The 20,819-nt window shown below is 59.2% G+C and carries 18 protein-coding genes; 3 read left to right on the top strand and 15 right to left on the bottom strand.

The window, feature by feature from the left end:
• Positions 1-53: 53 nt before the first annotated feature.
• The 4 genes from B5E42_RS01185 to B5E42_RS01170 all read right to left on the bottom strand — a co-directional run bounded on the left by B5E42_RS01185 (position 54) and on the right by B5E42_RS01170 (position 3,261).
• Entirely contained in the window at positions 54-740 is a 687-nt protein-coding gene (locus B5E42_RS01185; RefSeq protein WP_087236090.1) for an ABC transporter ATP-binding protein, read from the bottom strand.
• A complete protein-coding gene (locus B5E42_RS01180) occupies positions 734-1,483 on the bottom strand; it encodes an ABC transporter permease (protein ID WP_087236088.1) in 750 nt (249 codons plus the stop codon). Before B5E42_RS01180 ends, B5E42_RS01185 begins: the two co-directional genes overlap by 7 nt.
• A complete protein-coding gene (locus B5E42_RS01175; protein ID WP_087236086.1) occupies positions 1,473-2,492 on the bottom strand; it encodes an MqnA/MqnD/SBP family protein in 1,020 nt (339 codons plus the stop codon). Before B5E42_RS01175 ends, B5E42_RS01180 begins: the two co-directional genes overlap by 11 nt.
• 112 nt (positions 2,493-2,604) lie before the next feature.
• Positions 2,605-3,261 carry a Crp/Fnr family transcriptional regulator gene (locus B5E42_RS01170; protein WP_255396980.1) on the bottom strand — a complete coding sequence of 219 codons (657 nt, stop codon included), beginning with the start codon at positions 3,259-3,261 and terminating at the stop codon, positions 2,605-2,607.
• Positions 3,262-3,405: 144 nt separating this feature from the next.
• On the opposite strand from B5E42_RS01170, the gene B5E42_RS19930 reads away from it, so the two are divergent.
• Positions 3,406-7,266: an acyl-CoA dehydratase activase gene (locus B5E42_RS19930; protein ID WP_087236082.1), complete on the top strand. Its 3,861-nt coding sequence runs from the start codon at positions 3,406-3,408 to the stop codon at positions 7,264-7,266.
• 229 nt (positions 7,267-7,495) lie between these two features.
• On the opposite strand, the gene B5E42_RS01160 is transcribed toward B5E42_RS19930, so the two are convergent.
• The gene (locus B5E42_RS01160; RefSeq protein WP_087236080.1) at positions 7,496-8,383 is read right to left on the bottom strand and encodes an alpha/beta hydrolase; all 888 of its coding nucleotides are present in this window, start codon (positions 8,381-8,383) and stop codon (positions 7,496-7,498) included.
• A gap of 147 nt (positions 8,384-8,530) precedes the next feature.
• On the opposite strand from B5E42_RS01160, the gene B5E42_RS19925 reads away from it, so the two are divergent.
• A complete protein-coding gene (locus B5E42_RS19925; protein WP_087236078.1) occupies positions 8,531-9,664 on the top strand; it encodes an SEC-C metal-binding domain-containing protein in 1,134 nt (377 codons plus the stop codon).
• 78 nt (positions 9,665-9,742) lie between these two features.
• On the opposite strand, the gene B5E42_RS01150 is transcribed toward B5E42_RS19925, so the two are convergent.
• Genes B5E42_RS01150 through B5E42_RS01140 form a run of 4 tightly spaced genes read right to left on the bottom strand, consistent with a single transcriptional unit; the run spans position 9,743 to position 13,223 of the window.
• On the bottom strand, positions 9,743-11,314 hold the full coding sequence (locus B5E42_RS01150) for a hypothetical protein (RefSeq protein ID WP_087236076.1): 1,572 nt from the start codon (positions 11,312-11,314) through the stop codon (positions 9,743-9,745).
• Entirely contained in the window at positions 11,307-12,014 is a 708-nt protein-coding gene (locus B5E42_RS01145; protein ID WP_087236074.1) for an ABC transporter ATP-binding protein, read from the bottom strand. Before B5E42_RS01145 ends, B5E42_RS01150 begins: the two co-directional genes overlap by 8 nt.
• A gap of 38 nt (positions 12,015-12,052) precedes the next feature.
• Positions 12,053-12,223: a hypothetical protein gene (locus B5E42_RS19070; RefSeq protein ID WP_162613885.1), complete on the bottom strand. Its 171-nt coding sequence runs from the start codon at positions 12,221-12,223 to the stop codon at positions 12,053-12,055.
• A 58-nt stretch (positions 12,224-12,281) separates the two neighbouring features.
• Positions 12,282-13,223 carry a hypothetical protein gene (locus B5E42_RS01140; RefSeq protein WP_087236072.1) on the bottom strand — a complete coding sequence of 314 codons (942 nt, stop codon included), beginning with the start codon at positions 13,221-13,223 and terminating at the stop codon, positions 12,282-12,284.
• A gap of 276 nt (positions 13,224-13,499) precedes the next feature.
• On the opposite strand from B5E42_RS01140, the gene B5E42_RS01135 reads away from it, so the two are divergent.
• Entirely contained in the window at positions 13,500-14,738 is a 1,239-nt protein-coding gene (locus B5E42_RS01135; RefSeq protein ID WP_087235867.1) for an IS110 family transposase, read from the top strand.
• 465 nt (positions 14,739-15,203) lie between these two features.
• Here the strand turns inward: B5E42_RS01135 and B5E42_RS01130 are convergent, their stop codons facing one another.
• The 6 genes from B5E42_RS01130 to B5E42_RS01105 all read right to left on the bottom strand — a co-directional run bounded on the left by B5E42_RS01130 (position 15,204) and on the right by B5E42_RS01105 (position 20,785).
• Complete coding sequence (locus B5E42_RS01130; protein WP_087236069.1) at positions 15,204-15,734, bottom strand: XRE family transcriptional regulator; 531 nt, start codon at positions 15,732-15,734, stop codon at positions 15,204-15,206.
• Between the two features lie 83 nt (positions 15,735-15,817).
• The gene (locus tag B5E42_RS01125; RefSeq protein WP_087236067.1) at positions 15,818-16,351 is read right to left on the bottom strand and encodes a sigma-70 family RNA polymerase sigma factor; all 534 of its coding nucleotides are present in this window, start codon (positions 16,349-16,351) and stop codon (positions 15,818-15,820) included.
• A gap of 1 nt (position 16,352) precedes the next feature.
• The gene (locus tag B5E42_RS01120; RefSeq protein ID WP_087236064.1) at positions 16,353-16,817 is read right to left on the bottom strand and encodes a zinc-finger-containing protein; all 465 of its coding nucleotides are present in this window, start codon (positions 16,815-16,817) and stop codon (positions 16,353-16,355) included.
• Between the two features lie 444 nt (positions 16,818-17,261).
• Positions 17,262-17,816 (bottom strand): hypothetical protein, encoded by a 555-nt coding sequence (locus tag B5E42_RS01115; RefSeq protein WP_087236062.1) that lies wholly within the window; start codon positions 17,814-17,816, stop codon positions 17,262-17,264.
• 79 nt (positions 17,817-17,895) lie between these two features.
• Positions 17,896-19,212, bottom strand: a complete 1,317-nt coding sequence (locus B5E42_RS01110; protein WP_087236628.1) for an ATP-binding protein — start codon at positions 19,210-19,212, stop codon at positions 17,896-17,898.
• 106 nt (positions 19,213-19,318) lie between these two features.
• Positions 19,319-20,785, bottom strand: a complete 1,467-nt coding sequence (locus B5E42_RS01105) for a S1 RNA-binding domain-containing protein (protein ID WP_087236059.1) — start codon at positions 20,783-20,785, stop codon at positions 19,319-19,321.
• Positions 20,786-20,819: the final 34 nt, after the last annotated feature.

The raw sequence follows: 20,819 nt of genomic DNA, 5'->3' as shown, positions 1-20,819 counted from the left end.
CGTCCTATGTTCAGTATACCCCGGTTTGACGGCCTGTGCAACGGAAACCAGGGCTATCCCGTGATTTGCCGAATGATCTCCCGGCGGAGATCCAGCAGTTCCGGTGCGGATGCCTCCCGTCCCTCCGCCCCCGGGAGGGTGTACCAGGTTTGAATGGTGGTGGGTCTGGGGGTGAGCACGGCAATACGGGTTGCCACAGTGAGGGCCTCGTCGATCTCGTGAGTGACAAAGAGCACCCCCGGTTTTTCCCGACGCCACATGGTCAGGAGCATCTCCACCATCTCCATGCGGATGCCGTAGTCCAGCCCCTGGAAGGGCTCGTCCATCAGGAAGAGGGATCCTCCGAAGTGGAAGGCCCGGGCCAGGGCGCACCGGCGGGCCATGCCCCCGGAGAGCTGACCGGGGTAGTAGTGTTCAAAGCCCTCCAGCCCCACGGCGGCGATCAGGGTACGCACCTCCTCCCCCGGGGCGTCCTCCCGCACCAGGCGGATGTTTTCTTCCACAGTCCGCCAGGGCAGCAGCCGGGCGTTCTGAAACATATAGCTCAGCTTGCCCTCCGCCCCCTCCACCGTGCCGGCATCGGGGGTGGTCAGTTCGGAGATGATGTTCAGTAGCGTGGTCTTCCCGCAGCCCGAGGGCCCGATGAGTGCCACGATCTCCCCTTGGGACAGAGTGAGGGACAGGTTAGAGAGGACCGGAAGGCCGTCAAAGGACTTCTGGATCCCGGTGAGTTTCAGCATACCGCTCCTCCCTTCCGGCAGCACAGCAGGCGCAGCAGTTTCTGGGTGAGAAAACAGCCGGCCACCAGCAGGAACGCCCAGGCGATGATGGCGTCCGGCTGCACATTGAGCCGGGCGGATGTGATGGCCCCGCCGATGCCGCTGTTGGTGGTGAGCACCTCGCCCATCACCGCCAGCTTCCATCCGCCCCCGATCACGATTTCCAGGGCGGAGTTGAAGTAGGGCCGGATGGAGGGCAGGGTCACATGGCGCAGGGTCTTCCAGTGGGAAAACCGATAGAGCTTGGCCATCTCCAGCAGTTCCCGATCCACGCTGCGCACCCCGTGGCTCAGATTGATGACCACCGTGGGGACGGTAGCCGTGGCCACGATGAAAATACAGGGCAGGCCGTTGAAGCCAAACCACACCAGGGCCAGCACCACCCAGCACACCGGGGGCACCGACTGAAGCACATGGATCATCGGCGTCCCCACATCCTCCAGCTTGGGGCAAAGCCCGAATATTAAGCCCAGGACCCCGCCGGCGCCGATGCCGATGGCAAGGCCGGCCGCCAGCCGCAGGAGCGTGGTCCCCACCGTAGGCCAGAAATCCGGCTCCTGAAACAGGTGGACAAGGGTGGCCGCCACCTGGGGGATGGGCGGCACCACCAGGGGCGGAAAGTGGAGGGAGGCCAGCTGCCAGGCGCCCAGCAGCAGGCCCACCCCCAGGGCGCGGCGGAGCCAGAGTCCCGCCTTAGCCCTCATAGTACAGTCCGTCGTCCGGCATCGCCCCGCCGATCATGGAGGGATCAAAGTCATGGAGCAACTGGTAGAAGGTATCCAGCTCTCCCCTGGCGTCCTGAGCGCTCTTGAAAGTGAGGCCCATGTTAGGGATGGCTGCCTCCACCACGGCAGCATTCATATCCAGGTACTCCTCCGCCAGGGCAGCCGCCTCGGCGGGGTTGTCCAGTACCCATTGGACGCTCTCGGCATAGGCCTCCTGGAACTGTGCCACCAGATCCGGGTTCTCGTCAATAAAGGCCTGCGTGGTACCGAAGCCTGCGTTGGGGATCATGGTGTCGGTGCCGGTGACCCGCTGCCACTCCTCCTCAAAGCTCAGGGCCCGGCGGATCTCGCTGTTCTGGTTCATAGCGGAGGTAACTTGAGGCCCGATCAGCGTGGCGTACTCCGCCTGGCCGGAGGCCAAGAGGCTTGCCACCTCGGCGGTGCTGGCGTAGATCACCTCCACGTCCTCCCCCACCGTCAGGCCGGCCTCGTTCAGGAAGTACTGCGTTAGGGCGTCCGGAGGCGAGGACTGCAAGGGGATGTATACCGTCTTGCCCGCCAAATCACTCCAGGTGGTAAAGTCCGGATCGGTGGTCAGGAAGTAGGTGACGCCCCAGGTGTTCACGTTCATCAGCCGTACATCCAGCCCTTTGTTATATAGCGTGGAGACCACCGTCAGGGGGAATGCGTACATGTCGTGCTCCCCACCCTGGACCATGGCCAGCAACTCCTCCGGGGCATTCCACACGTTCAGGTCGATGGTGACATTCTCCCCCAGCAGCTGGGCGTCCATCATGTGCAGCACCGGCAGAGCGGGCGGCGCGGTGGGAACCCCCACCGAGATGGTCACCGGCTCCGTGGCTTGACTGGATCCCTCCGGTGCGGGATCCTGCGTCTCATTTGTAGTGGTTTCCCCTCCGCCGGAACAGCCGGCCAGTGCGAAAAGCATCATGGCCGAAGCCAGGATGGAAGCAAAGGCTCGTTTCATGGTATGTCCTCCTATCATTTCTTTTAGTTAGCATTAACTAACCGCAAGAAATGATACTATATAGCACGATGGCCTGTCCGTTGCCATGGCAACGGACAGGCCATTTTCCTCGTTACACGGTGAGAAAGTCCTGATCCAAGATCCGGACGGTTTGCCCCTGATAGGTGAGGATCCCATCCTTCTGCATCCGGCCCAGCTCCCGGGAGAGGGCGCTGCGGTCCACGCACAGGTATTCCGCCAGCTCCCCTCGTCCCATCTCCAGCCGGATCACGCCGTCCGAAGTGGCGGGAAGGCTCTGTAAATAGAGCTTAATACGGTTACGCAGGCGGTTCTGGGCCAGAATCCGCATTTTCCGGTTGAGAAACAGGGCTTCCCGCCCCATCTCCCGGAGCAGGTTGGCTGTCACCCGGGTCCGGAAGGGGCATGCGTTCTCCTGTTGGAGCAGGAGAGGATCGAAGTCCAGGTAGAGGACCTCCCCATCGGTGATGGCGTCGATCTGAATGGGGCTGTCTTCCGCCATAGAACAGACGAGTGACTCTCCAAATACCATTCCGGCATCCAATCGCTCTATGGTCAGCAGGTTTCCGTCTTCGCTGTATAGGGAGATTCGCAAGGTCCCCCACATTACCACGCCTGGCCGGCTTTGCCGTTCTCCCATCCGCAGGAGTACCTGGTCTTTTGAAACTGCCCTGGCCTCCCCCTGCAGGCAGGTCAGGACGTTGGGATACTTCTCTTTTGGGATCCCTTCAAATAACGGACAGCGGCCCATCGCCGCGAAAACCGACTGCATGATCTGCCTCCTGTTGCTGTGGCAACCGACAAAGTAGAATGGATTTGTTATGGTTAGCAATAACTAACCTATATTATACCGCTCTCGCGCTAAACTGTCAAGGAGCGGGAATGGAGGATCTGTATGAACGGAATCGGTCTGGACTGCGGGAACACCACCGTCAAACTGGTACTTCTCTCCCCGACGGGAGAACTGCTTTGGTCCAAAACCGCCGCCCACCGGGGCAGCGCGATCCCGGCGGCCCGCCGGCTGCTGGGGGAGCTTCTCCAGTGGGACAGCGGGGTCTGCGGTTGTCCGGTGGTCCTTACCGGCAGCGCCGGGGAGCGGCTGCTGGAAATCTGTCCCGGTCTCTCCAATCTGGGGGATATCCCCGCCATCCACCGGGGGGTGATCCTGCTGGCGCCGGAAGCCCGGTCCGTCATTGAGATTGGCAGCCAGAGCGCCCGTTTCCTCACCGGTTTTGGGTCGGAACTTCCCCCGCAGTTTGCGGTCAACGAGCACTGCGCGGGCGGGACTGGCTCCTTCTTTGAGGATCAGATGTCCCGGCTGGGACTCCGCATCGAGGACTACTCCAATCTCGTGGCCCAGGCCGAGTCCATCCCCCGCCTGTCTGGCAGGTGCGCAGTCTTTGCCAAGACCGACATCATCCACCGTCAGCAGGAGGGCATTCCCACGCCCGACATCCTGCTGGGCCTCTGTTACGCCATGGTGCGTAACTACAAGGCGGTCATCGTCCGGAGCCTCCCGGTGGAGAGGCCGGTAGCCCTGTGCGGCGGCGTGGCCCAGAACGCCGGCGTGGTCCAGGCTGTCAAAGCAGTATTCGGCCTGGAGGAGGAAGATCTGATTATTCCGGATCCGTTCCTCCATGCTGCCGCTGTGGGAGCCGCCCTGGCCGCTCAAGAGGCAGAGACCTGCTCCATGGGGGAACTGCTGGCCAGCCTGTGCGGGCAACCGGCTGCAGCGGGTCGGCTGGTGCGGCGTTCCCCCCTATCCCAGCCCGCCGGCGCTTCTCTGACAGACCCCGCCTCCTCTGGCGTGATCCCGCTGGAGGGCTGCGCCCTGGGTATCGACGTAGGATCCACCAGCACCGACCTGGTGCTCATGGATCCCGACGGCGGCCTGATCGACTTTCAGTATCTCCGCACCGCCGGGGACCCGGAGGGGGCGGTGCGCCGGGGACTGGAGCATCTCCGGGAGCGGTTTGGAGAACTTCCTCTTCTGGCGGTGGGCGTCACCGGCTCCGGCCGGGAGCGGATCGGCCGGCTGATTGGCGCGGATGCGGTGCGGGACGAGATCACCGCCCAGGCCCGGGCCGCCGTCCACTGGGTACCGGACGCAGATACGGTGTTTGAGATCGGCGGGCAGGACTCCAAGTACATCTCTCTGCAGGGCGGTCAGGTGGCGGATTTCCAGATGAATAAGATCTGCGCCGCCGGCACCGGCTCTTTTGTGGAGGAACAGGCCGCCCGCATGGGTATCCCGCTTGAGGAGTTCGGCCCTCTGGCCCTCACCGCCCAGGCGCCAGTGGAACTGGGCGAGCGGTGTACCGTATTCATCGAGACAGCCATCCAGTCAGCCCTGGCCCAGGGAGCCTCCCAGGCAGAAGTGGCCGCCGGACTGTGTCAGTCTATCGTCCGCAACTACCTGCACAAGGTGGTGGGCAGCAAGCTGGTGGGGCGGCGGATCGTCCTCCAGGGCGGCGTGGCCTACAACCCTGGGATCGTGGCCGCCTTTCGCCAGGAATTTGGGGACCGGCTCACCGTCTCCCCCTGTTTTTCCATCAGCGGGGCTTTCGGCGTCGCCCTGCTGGCCCTGGAGACAGCGGAGGGTCCATCCCGTTTCCACGGCTTCACCGGCCAGGGAGAGGAATCCCCCGCCCTTTCTCCAGAGGTCCAGCGCAACATCGCCTTCTACCAGCGGGGACCGCAGCTGCTTCTGGAGGGGTACGATCCCGCGCCGGTCCCCAGGCGCAAGACGGTGGGGGTACCCTTTGCCCTGATGATCCACAAGTTCTTCCCCATGGCCAACGCCTTCTTCCGGCATTTGGGGTACAACGTGCTCCTCTCCCCACCCACCAATGAGGAGATCATCCGTCTCTCCCAGCAGACCGCCCAGGCGGAGACCTGCTACCCAGTGAAACTGATCCACGGCCACATGGCCTGGCTGGCGGAGCAGGGGGTGGACTACATCTTCCTCCCCTCCATCCACACCATGAAGCATGAGACCTCACGAGTGGAGCACAACTACGGCTGCGTATATATGCAGACCGCACCCCGGCTGGCCGCCCGGGCGCTCCGGCTGGAGGAGCGGGGCATTACCCTGCTCAATCCGGTATTTGACCTGGATTTTGGCCAGGAGGCCATGGCATCCGCCATGCTGGGCCTTGGAAAACAACTGGGCATTCCCAAGGTGCGCTGCCTTCCCGCCCTGATGTCCGGCGCCCAAGCTGTACGGCGGCACACCGCCGCAGTGGAGAAACAGGGGCGGGACTTGCTGGCCTCCCTGGGGCCGGAGGACAAGGTGCTGGTGCTCATCACCCGGAACTACGGCCTCTCGGACCCGGTTCTGAATATGGGCATCCCCCGGCTGCTGCTGGAGCGGGGGTACAAGGTCCTCACCCTGTCCCATCTGCCCGCCCACGACCTGGACCTGTCGGCGGATCACCCCAATCTGTACTGGCCCTTTGGCCAGCATATCCTGTCCGGGGCCAAGCTGGTGGCCCATCACCCCAACCTGTACGCAGTCTATCTCACCAACCACGGCTGCGGGCCGGACACCACGCTCTCCTACCTGTTCCGGCAGGAGATGGGAGACAAGCCCTATCTGCACATCGAGGTGGACGAGCACTTCTCCCCGGTGGGGGTCATCACCCGGATTGAGGCATTCCTCCAGAGCCTGGAGAGCCGGCCGGTCCGGCCGCTGCCCGAGGGGTTCCGGCTCACGGCCGTCCCGTCCCATCCCACTACCGTGGCTACCGCGCCGGATAGGGCCCGTGGTCCTCTGTATGTGCCGGACCTTCCCCCATTCACTCCCTATCTGCTGGACTACTTCCACCGCGCCCACGGGCTGGACGCCTGCGCCATGCCCCTGGGGGGCCGTTCGCTGGCCCTGGGACGGGCGGAGACCTCCTCCAAGGAGTATCTGCCCTTCCCTGCCCTTTTGGGCGGAATTTTAGACATTGTCCATCGGGAAGCCGGCCCCTTCCAGGCGCTTCTGCCCGCCACCCAGGGGGCGGAGGCCGACGGCCAGTACCCCTGGGCGGCGGAGGCGGTGCTGCGCCGCCGGGGACTGGAGCGGGTGACGCTGGCCGCCCCGGTGCTGGAGCGGCTACCGGAGACCGCCTTAGATCCGGACCTGCTGCTGCGAGCGATCCTGACGGGGGATGTCCTGCTGTGCGCCCCGCCTGACCAGCGAATGGAACTGGAGCCGGCCCACATCCCAACTTGGGAGGAGCTGGAGACCCTGGCCCAGGGGATCGGCGCCCTCCTGCCCTCCGGACGGGCGTTGGCCGCCGTAGGCGAGCCCTTCACCCTCTTCGCCCTCCACGACGGGGTGCTGGACACGCTGGAACAGGAGCACTGGCAACTGCTCCGGGCGCCGCTGGGGGAATATCTGTGGTTCCTTTGGCGGGATGCGGGCAGTGCTCTGGCCGGCCTCTGGGCCAAACGGATGGCGTCCCTAGGCCCGCTTCTTGGTGCGAGGAACAGTTTTTCTCCGGATCTGGAGGCTCTGCGCGAAGAGGCGGACCGGTTGCTCCCTGGATTTGCCGGGGCCAACGGGCGCTATCGTATCGCCAAGGCCCTGGAACTGGGTCGCCGGTCTTCCGGTGTGCTCACCCTGGCTCCCCGGTATGAGAATACTGCCGCGTTGCTGGACATGACCGGCGCGCTGGAAGGTATCCCGCATTTCCATCTGGCCATGGACAACGACTGGGATGAAGGGGCCTGGTCCCGTCTGAATTCCTTTTTGTATTATCTGAAGTAAACCAAGTTGAACGTCTTGACCACCGGTAGATGTCTTTCTGACGCATCGCTTGCCCTGCCGTCTCGAAACGGGTATCCCCGTTCTGACCATTGCTTACCTCTGTCTTAAGGTTATCGTTGGCGCGATGGTTAAATCAAATTTTCTCGTAAGATCACTCTACCTGCAGAGCCGGTGTCCATCCTTCCTTAAAGAGCAGCAGCGGATGGACAAAGCCATCCGCTGCACGCTGTTATTGCGCCTGTCGAAAGAAATCTGCCAGCGCCGAAAGAACCTCCTGGCTCTCCGGAAGGTCTGGGTCAACTGCGCTGAAGGCATGGACCAGCCGTTTGTCTGCGGGATAGTCCACCAAGCGGTAGGCTGCGCCGGACCTCTCCAGGGCGCCGGCAAAGTCTACTGTATACTGGTGGAGCATATCATTTCGGCTGGTTACCAGGAGGGACGGCGGAAAATCTCCCAGGCACGTCCACTGCCCCGGGTCCAGATAGGGTGCAAACGCACCCTTCCTCCAATCGGGGCCGTACAGGTACCTGGGCATGGTGAGGCCCACCTTGTCCCGGCGGGTGGTGTAGAACATCCCGCTGATAAGGCCAAGGGCCCGGATCTCCGCTTTAGGTGCCTGAACGCCAGCGGCGGCCGCCATAGCTGGACACCGCTGCATGGCTGTGAGGTAGGCGATGAGGTAAGCGCCGGCGCTGTCGCCCACCAGGAAAATGCCGCCGGGCTTGCCGCCAAAGTCCGGGGCCAACCGGATTGCCTCGTCCATGGCCGCAGAAATATCTGCACAGGCGTCAAAGACCCGGTGCTCCGGTACCAGGCGATAGTCCGCGCTATATACCAGAAACCCTCGGCGGCACAGTTGGGCATTGAACCAGCGATTGTACGTCTTGCTGCCCATGGCCAGGCCGCCGCCATGGACATCCAGCACCACCGGCAGCGGCCCATCCGTCCTCTTGGGCCGATAGACATCCATGCGGTGGGCAGGCTCGGTATCCGGCAGGTAGGGGATGTCCCGGATCTCCTCCACATCTTCTGGAAAGGACCGAGCCGTCTGCAATTCCCCGCAGATCCGGTCAAACTTTGCTCGTTCGTTCAAGAGCAGCCGCGCAATGAGCCCCATGGTGTCTTCCTCCCCAACCTGACTTTACTGTTATCATAGCACGGATGTCAACGAAATGCGATGGTTTTCCCTTGCGGATTTGTCTTGAAATCGGGTTGCCGCCGCCGGAAAACCGTGGTATGATTGCGGAAAAAGGAGGTGGACGGTATGCCGCAGACAGAGCCGGCTATGGCATCAAAGGAAACAGTGCTTCTGCCGATCCGTCATGCGCCATATACCAAACTTCGGGATATTCTCCAGTTGAAGACCGTTGCGGAGCTGCGCTCCTTGGCGGGGCTGCATGGCGTCCGGCGCATCTATCAAATGCGGAAGGACGGCCTGGTCACTGCGATTTTTGACGCCATGCTGGTTCAGGACCGCATGGAAAACATCCTCTTTCTGTTGGACAGCGCATCCTGGCGACGGCTGCTGAAGATCGCAGAGTGCGGTTCATGCGAGAGCCGTGGTTGCAGCGTGAATAACGATACTGTTCTCCTCGAACTTTGCTACCTACAGGCATTTCTCCAAGATAGCGTGGTCACCTATGTGATGCCAGACGAGGTACGCTCTGCTGTGTTGGTTCTGACTGAGAACGGGTTCCAAGCCCGCAAGGAACGCTCCGATCTGATACATGCCTACGCGATGGCCGCAATCAATCTGTACGGTGTGATTGCAAAGGATGACCTGCTCAAAATCTTCAGTATGCAGAATCGCCCGGCGCTCACTGAAGAAGAACTGGACCTCGTCCTGCTCCGGCAAATCGCCCGGGAGTGCGGCTATGTGCTATTGGGGTCTGAGATCGCCAGCGAGGCGTTTTCCTACAATCAGTATCGAGACATTCCGGATCTTCTGGCCCGGGTCGGCAATAAGCCAAGGTATATTCCCACAAAGACGGAGTTCTTAAAATATGCCAATTCGGATTACTATGAGCCGACAGCATACACACAGGAATTGGAGCAGTATCTGCGCACTTCCTGCCATCTGGATAGACAGCGGCTGTCGGAATTGATGATAGAACTGCATTATGCCATTGTCCTGGAGGCGCCAATGCAGCGCCTGCTGGATCTTTTCGTCGAGTATGGGGTCGAGTTGTCGGCGGGTGAACTGCATACGATTTCCAAGTTGCTGGTGGAATTGTCCAACCACACAAGGCTGTGGTCCAATAACGGACACACGCCGTCGGAACTGGCTGGAAGGCCCCCGGTGGTCGGGCGTGCAGATCACAAAAGCAAGAAGATCGGCCGCAATGACCCCTGCCCCTGCGGAAGCGGCAAGAAGTACAAGCGGTGCTGCGGCAGGTAAGCGCGTACTTCTGCGCACCAGGAACGCAATACAGCGGGGTGCTGTGCCTGGTGGCACAGCACCCCGCTGTTGCTCTCTTTATGCCCGCAGGCGGAAGGTCTGCGGTGCGAATTTATAGACCAGGATGCTGGCAATAATGGAGTACACCACGCAGAAAGCGATGCACGCCGCGCCGAACACCAGGATCGGCAGCCGGACATTGATCAGGGCGTAGCACACCACATAGGTGAGTACCATCACAATGCGGTAGGTCCCGCTCTTCATCTCCGTCCCGGCCGTGTAGGGCTGCAGCAGGTAGTAGACGGTCAGATAGTGGATGGAGAAGAAGGCGCTCATGGCCAGAATCGTGACCAGCAGCACCACATAGTTGAGGGGATTGTCCGTCCCGCCGGATACATAGAGGATCAGCGCCAAGCCGCACCCGATCACCAGGGCCGGTACAGCGTTGATCTTCACGATCTCCCGCAGCCGGATCTGGAACAGCTTGAGGACGAACCCGGGCTGCTTGTAGAAAGAGTAGGTCAAAAGGCTGTGGTCGCAGTTCATAAACAGCGCCTGGGTAAAGCTGGTACCCCGGTTGATCAGATACATGATGAAAGCGAAATACGGCAGCCAGGTCATGACCATCTCATTGATGTCCGCCTTGGTACCAGGCTGCATCATCATGAGCAGCACAGCGCCGCAGCAGATGATCGTGCACACATAGGTGATGCGCAGGGCGGATTTCCAGAGGATCTTCCGATGCCGTTTGACAAACAGGTCGTTGAGGAACTCGAACCCCTTCTTCCGGCTGGTGATGGAGGTGTCCGCCGAGATATTCTTTTCGTTTGCCGTCTTGACCGCCGCTCTGGCCTTGTCCATTTGGCCGGGGATCTGGGAGAGCAGTTCCTGATTCATCTCCCGGTAGCAGAGGAAATTCACTACCCGCCGGAGGCTCAGAAGACCGGCCGGGATCCAGACCAGGAACAGGGCCGTCGAGGCCCAGAACGGCAGAACAAATCCCACCGCGGGCGGCACATAGGCCAAGACCAGCAGGAGCGCTGTCAGGAACCAGGCTATCTTCTGGAGGTTGTTTTCGTTGCGGACATAGCCGTGTTTCTCATAGTCACGCAGAGAATCGGCGGCCACCGTTATTTTCACGCCGGCGATACAGAACGGGATCAGCAGGCACAGCCACAGGGGAACGCCCCGGTCCATGCCAAACAGGATGGTGAGGGGCAGAAATCCCACCACAACTTTCAACAATGCGTAGCCGTAGTTGGCCAGGGTGTAGGACCGGGCATTCATCCGCAAAAGGATCATAGCATAGTACTTGTCCCTAGTGGGATTGAAGATGCTGGTGTTCATGTAAGAGCCGATCAGCGTCAGGAAAAACAGGATGTGCAGGAAACTGAGGCCCGCCGGCGCCCGCTCATAGAGGAGCCCTACACCGCAGACCATGGTGAGGAAGTACAGGAACTTCCCCAGAAAGATGGAAACGATCTCCCACAACACCGAGATGACGTTGGCAAAGATCTTCAGCCCACGCACCCGGTAGAGGGTCTCCGGCAGCACCTGTTTCAAAAGCGGGATCTGCTTGAGAGAGTGAAGGATGCCGTTGACCCGGTATGTATTTTTCAGGGAGAATGAGATACGCAGTGTTTTAAGCATAGTTCTCCTCTTTCAGCGCCGCGATGATCTTCTCCTTGAACCCGTGGTCGTCCAGGTTGGACTTCTCCACCACCTCCAGTTCCCCATGGCTGAGCAAGACGATCTCATCACAGAGATCCAGGGCCAGGTCCAGGATGTGGGTGGAGAAAATGGTGATCCGCCCGTCCTTCAGGGACCGGAGCAGGTTCTTCATCTCCTCGGCCACCACCACATCCAGGGAGGTCAGCGGCTCGTCCAGGAGCAGGATGTTCGGCTGAGCGATAATGTTAATCAGCATCTGCATCTTGTTCTTCATGCCGTGGGAGTAGTCCTTCAGGAGCTTGTCCCGGTCCTCTGGAGCGATACTCATTTCCTCAAAATACCCATCCAGGGGCTTTGGGTTCCGGATGGATGCAGAGTTGATGTCCATGAAGAACTTGAGGAACTCCCGGCCGGTGAGAAACTCCGGCACCGTGGGCGTGGAGAGGACATACCCGATATCCTCTGCTGCCACTTCCCTGCGCACGCCGTTCTCCTCTATGGAAAAGCTGCCGCTGTCGGCCTTGATGTCCCGGTTCAGGCAGTTGAAAAGCGTCGTCTTACCGGCGCCGTTTCGGCCCAACAGGCCGTAGATCTTCCCCTCCTCAAACGTAAAGTCGATGTCCTTCAAAACCTCTTTATGCTCAAAGCGCTTGGCGAGGTGCTCGATGATAAACTTCATGGTTTACTCCTCAATGTAGATTTTGTCCCAGCGACGGCTCACTGGATTCGGAAACCGTTGGAGGTCTTCTGGAAGACATATTCCAGCATGGCGTCGTGGTCAGGAAACTCCACCTCCTCAAACCCATCCTCCAAATGGAAGGATACGATATGCTCCGTCCAGTTGATCCAGAGCAGTTGGGGTATCTGCGCATCAGGGTCATCATCCATACTTATTTTTCTCCTTGTCCTCTCTTGTTCCCAAAAATACTTGGCTTGGCGTATCCGTCTACATGGGCACGCTGCCCACCAGCCGCTCAATCTCCTGCTGAAGGCCGTCCCGCTCCTGCTCCGCCTGTTCCGTCATCTGCCGCAGGCGGTCCAGGACAGCACAGATCTGCGCCCGGGTGGACTCCACCTGTGCCTGGGCCTGATTGATCCGGTCCAGCACCGCCCAGTCGGCGAAGATGCCGTCAAAGATATAATCGGCCACCCGGAGGAAACCATCAATATTGACCTGGAAATCGGCGCTGATGGTCACGTCGGCCAGTTCCGTCCGGAAGGTGCGCAGCTGCGACTGCAGGTACTCCACCGACTCTTGGGCGTCATCCAGACGGCTGTGCTTGGCCAAGTCGGCAATCAGGCCGCCGCCCACCAGGTCCCAAGTGCCCCAGTTTTCCGCGCTGTTCAAGCTCTCCAGGATCTGATCGGCCGTCATCAATGCGGCATTGCCGGCAGCGGCCGCCTCCCGCAGTTCCCGCTCCTGGCTCTCCAGATAGGCAGAGCGCTCTTCCAAAGCGAGGATCTGCTCGGCCACAGCGCCGCCGGCGGCTTTCACCGCCTGGGTCTTCTCCCGGAGCAGCGCCGCATAACGCTCCTCGCAGCCATCCAAGGCTTTCAGCTCCGCCTGGCACCTGCGAAGGTCCTCCTCCACGCCGGCCAGTTCCCGGGCCGCCGCGTCATACTGCACCCGGGCGGCATAGGCCTCCTGTCGTTCCTGCGTCAACTTTTCATCCATCTTTCCTACAACATTGTAGAAGAAGGCAGCCAGGCTCCGGCCCTCCAGCCGGTCCACATCCGCCTGCTCCTCCTGCATGGCCTGTTTCAGTTCCTCTGCTCTTGCGGCGTAGGTATCCCGCTGGCGCAGCAGTTCCGCGGCCGAGGCCTCCAGTTTCCGTTTGCGGGCGCACTGGGCGAGCAGTTCCTGCAGCTGCTGGTCATAGTAGTTCATCCCTTATCGCTCCTTTCCCTTTCCAACGCCTCATGAAATGCCATCACAGCTGAGAATGAAAATATAGTCTGTGCGTTAACCGAAGGATTTGCTAAACTGAATACAGCAGGCGTAGTCCGGTTGCACCTTGGTGGATTTTCACCCCGTTTGTTCAACGTGGACGAGTTGCCCAAGAGAACAGCAGTATGTTGCGTCACATAAGTGAAGAGCACGAGTAGCAAAGTTCGGATACCCACCCGGGCAATTCCCAGCCTGCATAATTCAGGGAGGGATTTGATGCAAGACATATTGACCTGCGCCATGGGACTGGATATTCATCGTGACGTTATTGTTGCCTGTCTTGCCAAAGGTGAACTGGGCACCGATCCGGAAATCGAGATTCGCTCCTTCAGCACACTTATCCCGGAAATGCGGAAACTGCGGGATTGGGTGTTGGAAGCAGAGTGCCGCTATGTCGCTATGGAGAGCACCGGGATCTACTGGCAGCCTATTTACGAAATGCTGGAGCCATGTTTTGATGGGCAGATCAGCATTCTGGTCGTGAATGCCCGCCACATGAAGAATGTGCCTGGGCGCAAAACGGATATGCGGGACGCGCAATGGATCGCCACATTGCTCCGTGCCGGATTACTAAAGGGAAGTTTTATCCCAGATAAGACCTTCCGGGAACTGCGGCATCTGACCCGGTATCGTAAGAGCATCGTTCGCGACATTACCGCCCAAAAGAATCGCATCGATAAATTTCTGCAAAGCTCCGGTTTCCGCTTCACAGCGTTTCTGTCGGACGCATTTGGCGCTTCCGGGCGAAACATCATCCGTCATCTCATGGAATACGGAAATATTTCGCGGGAAGCTCTGGATCGGTGTCTGAAAACACAGACCCGGAAACGTATCGACGAAATACTGATTGCCTTGAACGGTTCGCTCTCGGAGCACCAGCGCGGCTTTCTTCGCATGATATTTGGGCACTTGGAAGCACTTGAACAGCACCGGCATACTGTGGAGGACGCTATTACGAAAGAGATCATAAAGCACGAAGAGGCATTGAGCCTCCTGTGCTCCATACCGGGTATTGATGTAACTGCGGCAGCAGCCATTATCGCGGAGATTGGTACCGATATGAGTGCCTTTCCGGATTCCCAGCATATATGCTCCTGGGCCGGTTTGAGTCCCGGTAACAACGAGAGTGCCGGAAAACGCAAGAGTGCTCACATTAACAAAGGTAATCCGTATCTGAAGAGTATGCTCTGTGAGGTGGGATGGGTCATCTCCGGAAAACGAAGCTTGTACCTCTCCGGTTGGTACTGGAGGATAAAACAGCGGAAGGGCGCTAAACGTGCAACGATTGCTTTGGCTCGCAAACTGCTGGCGCTGATTTACACGATGTTGAAGACAGGTTCTCCATACAACGAAGACTGTTTTGAGATCCGCAGAAAACAAAGTGAGCGCAAACGGGCCAGCCGTATGGTGAACGAACTGCAAAAGCTGGGGTACTTTGTGGTGGCACCAGGCTGATTCCCACTGTACCATACTTCGGCCGGCGACAGGTTTTGGCCTGCCGCTTTTTGTGCTGCGATGGTTTTTCATGAGGCGTTGAAAGCCTGTTTGTCAAGGTTCACGCCCTCGCTACTTATTTTCGTAGCAAGGTACAGTTCCATTTTGCAAAAGAGGGCTTCACCCAACTGTGAAGCCCTCAGCCGCCGCATTGGATCGGGAGCCCACCCCTTCAGGTAGATCTCTTGAAGGTCACCTGGACACCCAAGACCTGGGCATAAGCGGGATTCTTTCGGAGGTTCTCCATCAGGCGGATCGCCAGGAGTCTCGTTTTTGGAGCCATCGCCGTCACCTCGCTGCTGAAACTTCACAGGAGCGTCTGCTCTCTCTGCTTACTGGTATTCTATCATCCCGCCCCTACAGCTGCCAGAATCAGATTGACAAAATAAGATGCGCTATTTCCACTGCCGCGGCAAAATATCCGGTTCAATCCCGCTCCTGCTCCGCACGCTGGCGCTCATAGGCCTCATATTGCTCGGCGTTGATGGCGCCAGTGGCCAACATCCGTTCCGACCACAGCTGCAAGGTCTCCACCGCGATGGAGATGCGCTCCAGCTCCTCCCGGATACGGATGAAGTCCTCCAGCTCGTCATCACTGATGACGCCGTCGGCGGTAATCTCGATCAGCCGGTCCTTGCGCCGGTTCATGGAGTTGAGGGAGGCCAACATCTCCAGGACGATCTGGGAAAGGTCCTTGATCTTCACCTCCGGCACATACTCCTGCCCAATGGGGCACTGATTGGCGCAGTAGTAGTTGCACAGGCCGGGCTGCTTATACTTCTCCGCCATGGTCAGCACCTCGTCCGGGTGTGGCAGGGAGCGCTCATTCTCGATCTTCTCAATGCGCTCCGGCGGGATCGTCTCCAGCAGCTCGCTGGCCGTCTCCCGGGTCAGGCGCAGGGCCTCCCGGGTCGTCTGATAGATGTTCTTATTCTCTTTCGTGGATGCTCTCCCCATGGCTGGAACCTCACAATCCAAAATCTAAGTGCCATTATATGTGGTTCCGGCCGGAAAAGCAATTCCCACTTCTCACCTGCCTGTCAATCCAACTCGCTGAGCATTTTTCGGGTCCTGGCTACCCACGCCGTCACATGGTTTGCCGGTACACCGAACCGCTCCCCGATCTCTCGGTTGGTATATCCATCCATCAGCATCCGGATCGCCTGGAGTCCTTTGGCTGTCACCCCGGTGGCCTCGGTTTCTGCCCGCTCCAACCGCTGCAGTAGCGACATACATGCCTCTCGCTGTTCTGGTACATCATCGTCCAACACCGTGCAGGGCAGTTCAGCAGGGTCAGTGGCCACCTCCCGCCCCCGCCGGGTGGCACGCTCCAACTCGGTATAGATCTCATTGCGGATCAGACGGTAGGCGTAGGTGGAAAAGGCCACCGTGTGCCCCGGCTTATCTGTTTGGGCCGCCTTGCACAGCCCCAGGCACCCGATTTGGAACAGGTCGTCATAGCCGAACATGCTCCCCGCGCCCAGTGTATGAACGCAGTCCTGGATCACCTTGCCTACCAGTCCCATGTTCTCCTCAACCTTGATCCGCTGCTCCTTCGTAAGCGGCGACAGCATATTATGCACCTCCTGATACTTTCCTCAATTTGTTTTGCTGCTCCATCCGCTCCTGGAGCAGTTTCCGGCTTTCATCAATAACCACCTGGCAGTAGTAGTCGCCCAAATGCCCGATGTGGGCATGGGACATGGGTGCCTGCACGACCACGCTCAGCCACAGGTACGCGCTTTTTTTGCTCATCAGTCCGGACTCGTAGAGCCGATTGAACTGCTGGTGCGCCTCATACCGCAATCGTCTCAACTTAGAGCCTGCCAAGCTGCCCATAGGCTCCAGCGTATCCGGATGCGCCATCACAAAGGAATCACAGGCGGGGTACCTGGAACAGACATAGGCCATGGCGCCGGGCCGGTGTGTCCTGCACAGGCCCTCCGCGCTGCGCAGGATTGCGGGGCTGCCGCAATGACAGCGCAGCCGGCCGGAGCCTGGCAGCACACTGCTCCTGCCGTGTTTTGATTTCTTGCTCATCTAAAAGCCTCCTCGCTTGGAAAATATCTCTGTGGTCCATACTCGTACTGGTCGTTCAGGGCCGGATGAAAACAAAAAGGCCGGAAGACCGCTGAAAAAAGACAATGCAGAGCCAAGCGCTGGAATAGTGGTGTCGCATCCAGCCATTGACTCTGCACTGTATTTCAGCGGCCTTCCGGCCACATTCTTTTCAGACAAGACCTGCGCGTTGTGGAGCCGCGGGACAGCGGCTCCGTAACGATTCCCCGCACTGCTCCGGCGGGTCTGACGCCCGGGCGCCCCGGCGTATCGAAAGCCTGAACGCAGTATCTTGCTATGGTGAAATTATAGCAGAAAACGCCTGAAAAGTCAACCGAAATCCTTGATTTTTCGATGATTTCAGTCACTTTTTTGCCAAACCCAGTTGTGGGGGATCAAACCCAGTATCGGGGAGCATGGTGGGGCTCAATAGTCCTCGTCCTCCTCATCTTCCTCGTCCCACTCTTCGTAAACGGGCTGCCGACGGCGCTTGGACAGGTAGAGGGCGATCAGTCCGCCTGCGGCACAGGCCAAGCCAAGGAGGAAGATAATCAGTGTCCCGATGGGGATTCTGCCGGACGAATCTGTCTGCTGCAGTGGGTCTGAAACGGTTGCCTGGCCGTCCTCTGCCGCCTGCTGAGGGGCAGGGGATGCGTCCTGGGCCGGGTCGGGGATGGGGACGGTGGAGTTGATGCAGCTGAGGGTGTAAGTAGTGCTGCCGCCCAGATCCATGGTCAGCACGCCGTTTTCATCCACCACAATTGGGGCAGGGAATACGCCGGCATCCGTGCGCAGTTCAAACTCCACACCCGCCCAGCGGGTGCCCAGCTGCAACACCAGCTGGTCCGGCTGTTGGGTAATCTGCGGCTCGGTGCCATCGGTGTCGGCCTGCGATGTGGGGCACAGCGTGGCCATCAGCATCACAACGGCAAGCAGCGACAGGCAGATACGGCTGGCCCTCTTCGCGTTTCTTCTTTTCATTCTCTGACTCCTTTACACAAATAAGCCAGGGTGAACGCGATTCCTGCGCGCTCACCCTGGCTCCAAACGGTATCCAATTTTACAGCATTTCGCCGTCCAGCAGAAAGTCCATCACATTCACAATCTTAATCCCGTTGATATCGGTGTCCAGCGGCTGATCCATCGTGATGACGACCTTTTCGTAGTTGTCCTGTACAGCTATCAGCGGTGCGAGTTCCCGCTTCCGCGTTTCAGGCGCGGCCATGGTCTCTGTCACCTGGATATACTTTTTGGGGCCATTGCTGGTTGCAATAAAGTCAATCTCTTTATCGTCCAGTTTTCCTATTGCCACTTCGTACCCGCGTCGAAACAGCTCCAGGTATACGATATTCTCCAGTAAATGGCCGGTGTCCCCACCCCGGTCGCCCAGCAAATAGTTGCGAAGGCCGGTGTCCACGATATAATACTTGCCCAATGTCCGCAGATAGTCCTTCCCTTTGACGTCAAACCGCTTGACCTCATAGAAGATATAGGCGTCCAGAAGGGCATCTATATAGGCCGAGATGGTCTGCACGGCGGGTCTGCTCTTGCGGCGTTCCTCCTCCAGAACCCCTTCTGTCACAAGCGTATTGCTGATGGAGCGGATGGAGGTATTGTTCCCGATATTATCAGCCAGGAAGAGGATGATTTTCCGTAAAAGCAGTGCGTCTGTAATGGCCCGCCGTTCCTTTCGGTGGCCGCGCTCCAGAATGTCGCGCACCACCACAGCGGAGTAAATGCCGTCCAGCAGCATATGGACCTTTTTTTGATCGAGGCCGGTTTCCGCGATGGCCGGCATCCCGCCGAAGCGGATGTATGCCCGGAACAGCTCCTGCAGATCCATCACCTGGCCCTGTCCATCGATGGCCCGCTTCCGCTCACCACCGGCAGGTGAACGATAGGTCTCCACCGTATACCTTTGGAAATCAAGGAACTCAGCGAAGGAGAGGGGCAGCATCTTCACCTCCACATACCGTCCGGACAGGTAGGTGGACAACTCGGATGAGAGCAAAAAGGCATTGGAGCCGGTCACATAGATGTCGCAGTCCAAGTCGACTCGAAATGAATTGATCGCATTCTGCCACTGGGGGACCTTTTGGATCTCATCAAAAAAGAGATAGAGCCTTTTCCCCTCCAGCTTCCGTTTCATCACCGTTTGGTATAGGGACTTGCTGTCCATATCCGCATATTGCATGGACTCAAAATTCATGGCGATGATCTGCGCCTCGGTCACACCGCTGTCCCGGAGATGGGCTTCCATCAGTTCTAACAGGCTGGATTTCCCGCAGCGCCGGATTCCGGTGACTACTTTGACAAGATCTGTATCCTGAAACGCGATCAGCTGCTCTAAATATCGTGTCCGCTTTCTGAGTTCCATAAACTCACCCCCAGCCATCATCTTACCACATCCCTCCCAAATTGTAAACTTGATAATATCAATGTGACAAACTTCGATATTTTATTTTTTTGTCATATCAATATTATTATCGTACCGTAGACATATGCGTGATGACGCCCCAGATGCGGTTGCTCTCGTGGTTGATGCCGAGGATGCGCACGGTGGCTCTGGCGCCCCGGGGTGGCCGGCCGCGCTTGGGGTAGGTACACAGGCAGTCGACGCCGCCGTCCATGGATACGAACACGCCGTTAAGATCCACCATGCTGACGGTGCCCACATACCGGTTGCCCACCACATACTTCTTCAGTGCCTTTTCGTAGGGATTTTCCATCGCCTGCTTGACCGATGCGGTGACTCTGGGGTGGCTGCGGTCGCTGCGGTTCACCCCCAGAACCTTGACCAGGACACGCTGGCCAGGCTGGTAGTGCTGTGCGGCATCCACCCATCGCTGGTAGGAGAGCTCCCGCAGCGGGATGTAGGTCTCCGCACCGAACAGGTCCACAAAGATGCCGGCTCGTATGACGGAGATGACGCGCGCCTCGGCTCGGATCCCCTCGTAGATCTGATAATTGCCGTCCCGGTCGGTGCGGAAGTAGTACTCCCTGCGCTTGAGGGCCATGGCCTCCAGGCGGCTGGCGGCCACCACATTGTTCTCCTGGTCAATCCCCTTGACAATGTAGTCCACCTCCGCGCCCAGCCGCTTGTTGAGCAGGTAGTGGAGCACATCGCCTCTGGGCTGGCCCCGGTAGTCCTCCGGCTCCTCAATGGCCTCCAGTACCGGGATGATGACCTTGAAGTCGCCGTGGTAGATGACCGCGTAGGACATCTCCGGGTTGTCGGCCAGCCGCTCCACGCCCTGGATCGTGCCGGTGAGGATCCGCTTGCTCTTGAATGACTCCACCAGATCCAGCAGGTCGCTGCGTAAGCGATCCGTATCTGTCTCCACCGTGCGCTCCGCATCAATGGAGACGACCCGCTGGCGGCGCCGACCGGGCATTCGGAGCTTCTGGGGCTGCCCGACGTCGCTCTGCTCCTCCTCCGATGGCGTTTCTGTCTCCGTTTCTGCGTCCGCTTCGGTTTCCTCCGCTTTCTTGCGGGTGTTCCGACGGCGGCGCTTTGGCGGCTGAGCATCGTCGGTGTCCTCAGTGGGCACCGGTTCCGTTTCAGACGGCATCTCCGGCTCCTGCGCAGGTTCCAGTTCTGGCCGCGTGGGCTCACCAGGCAATTGGTCCAGTTCCTGATCCATTTCCAGCCCAGTCTGGAGCACGGGCTCCGCATCTGGTTGAGTGAGGTCAGAGGGGGGCTCACCTGCTTCAGACCTAGTCTCGGGCGCTGGGATCTGGTCATCCATCGGTCCGCCCAGATCCAAGTCCGACTGGGGCGCATCTGGATCCAGCGTATTGGTCGCTTCAAGCTCCAGGTCAGCGAGGGCGGGCGGCAGCCGTTCCAGGTCAGTCTGGGGCACGCTCTCCGACTCGATCAGGCCGGTGTCAGCCACAGCCTGCTCCTCCTCGGGGACCTGGTCCTGCAGTTCCTTTTTCGTTTTTGCCATGGTGTTATGTCCTCCTATCATCTGTTGTTAGGTG

It is taken from the genome of Flavonifractor sp. An10 (assembly GCF_002161215.1).
GTDB lineage: Bacteria > Bacillota > Clostridia > Oscillospirales > Oscillospiraceae > Flavonifractor > Flavonifractor avistercoris.
Note: the sequence above shows the minus strand (reverse complement) of the source record. Positions and strands in the feature narration are given on the sequence as shown.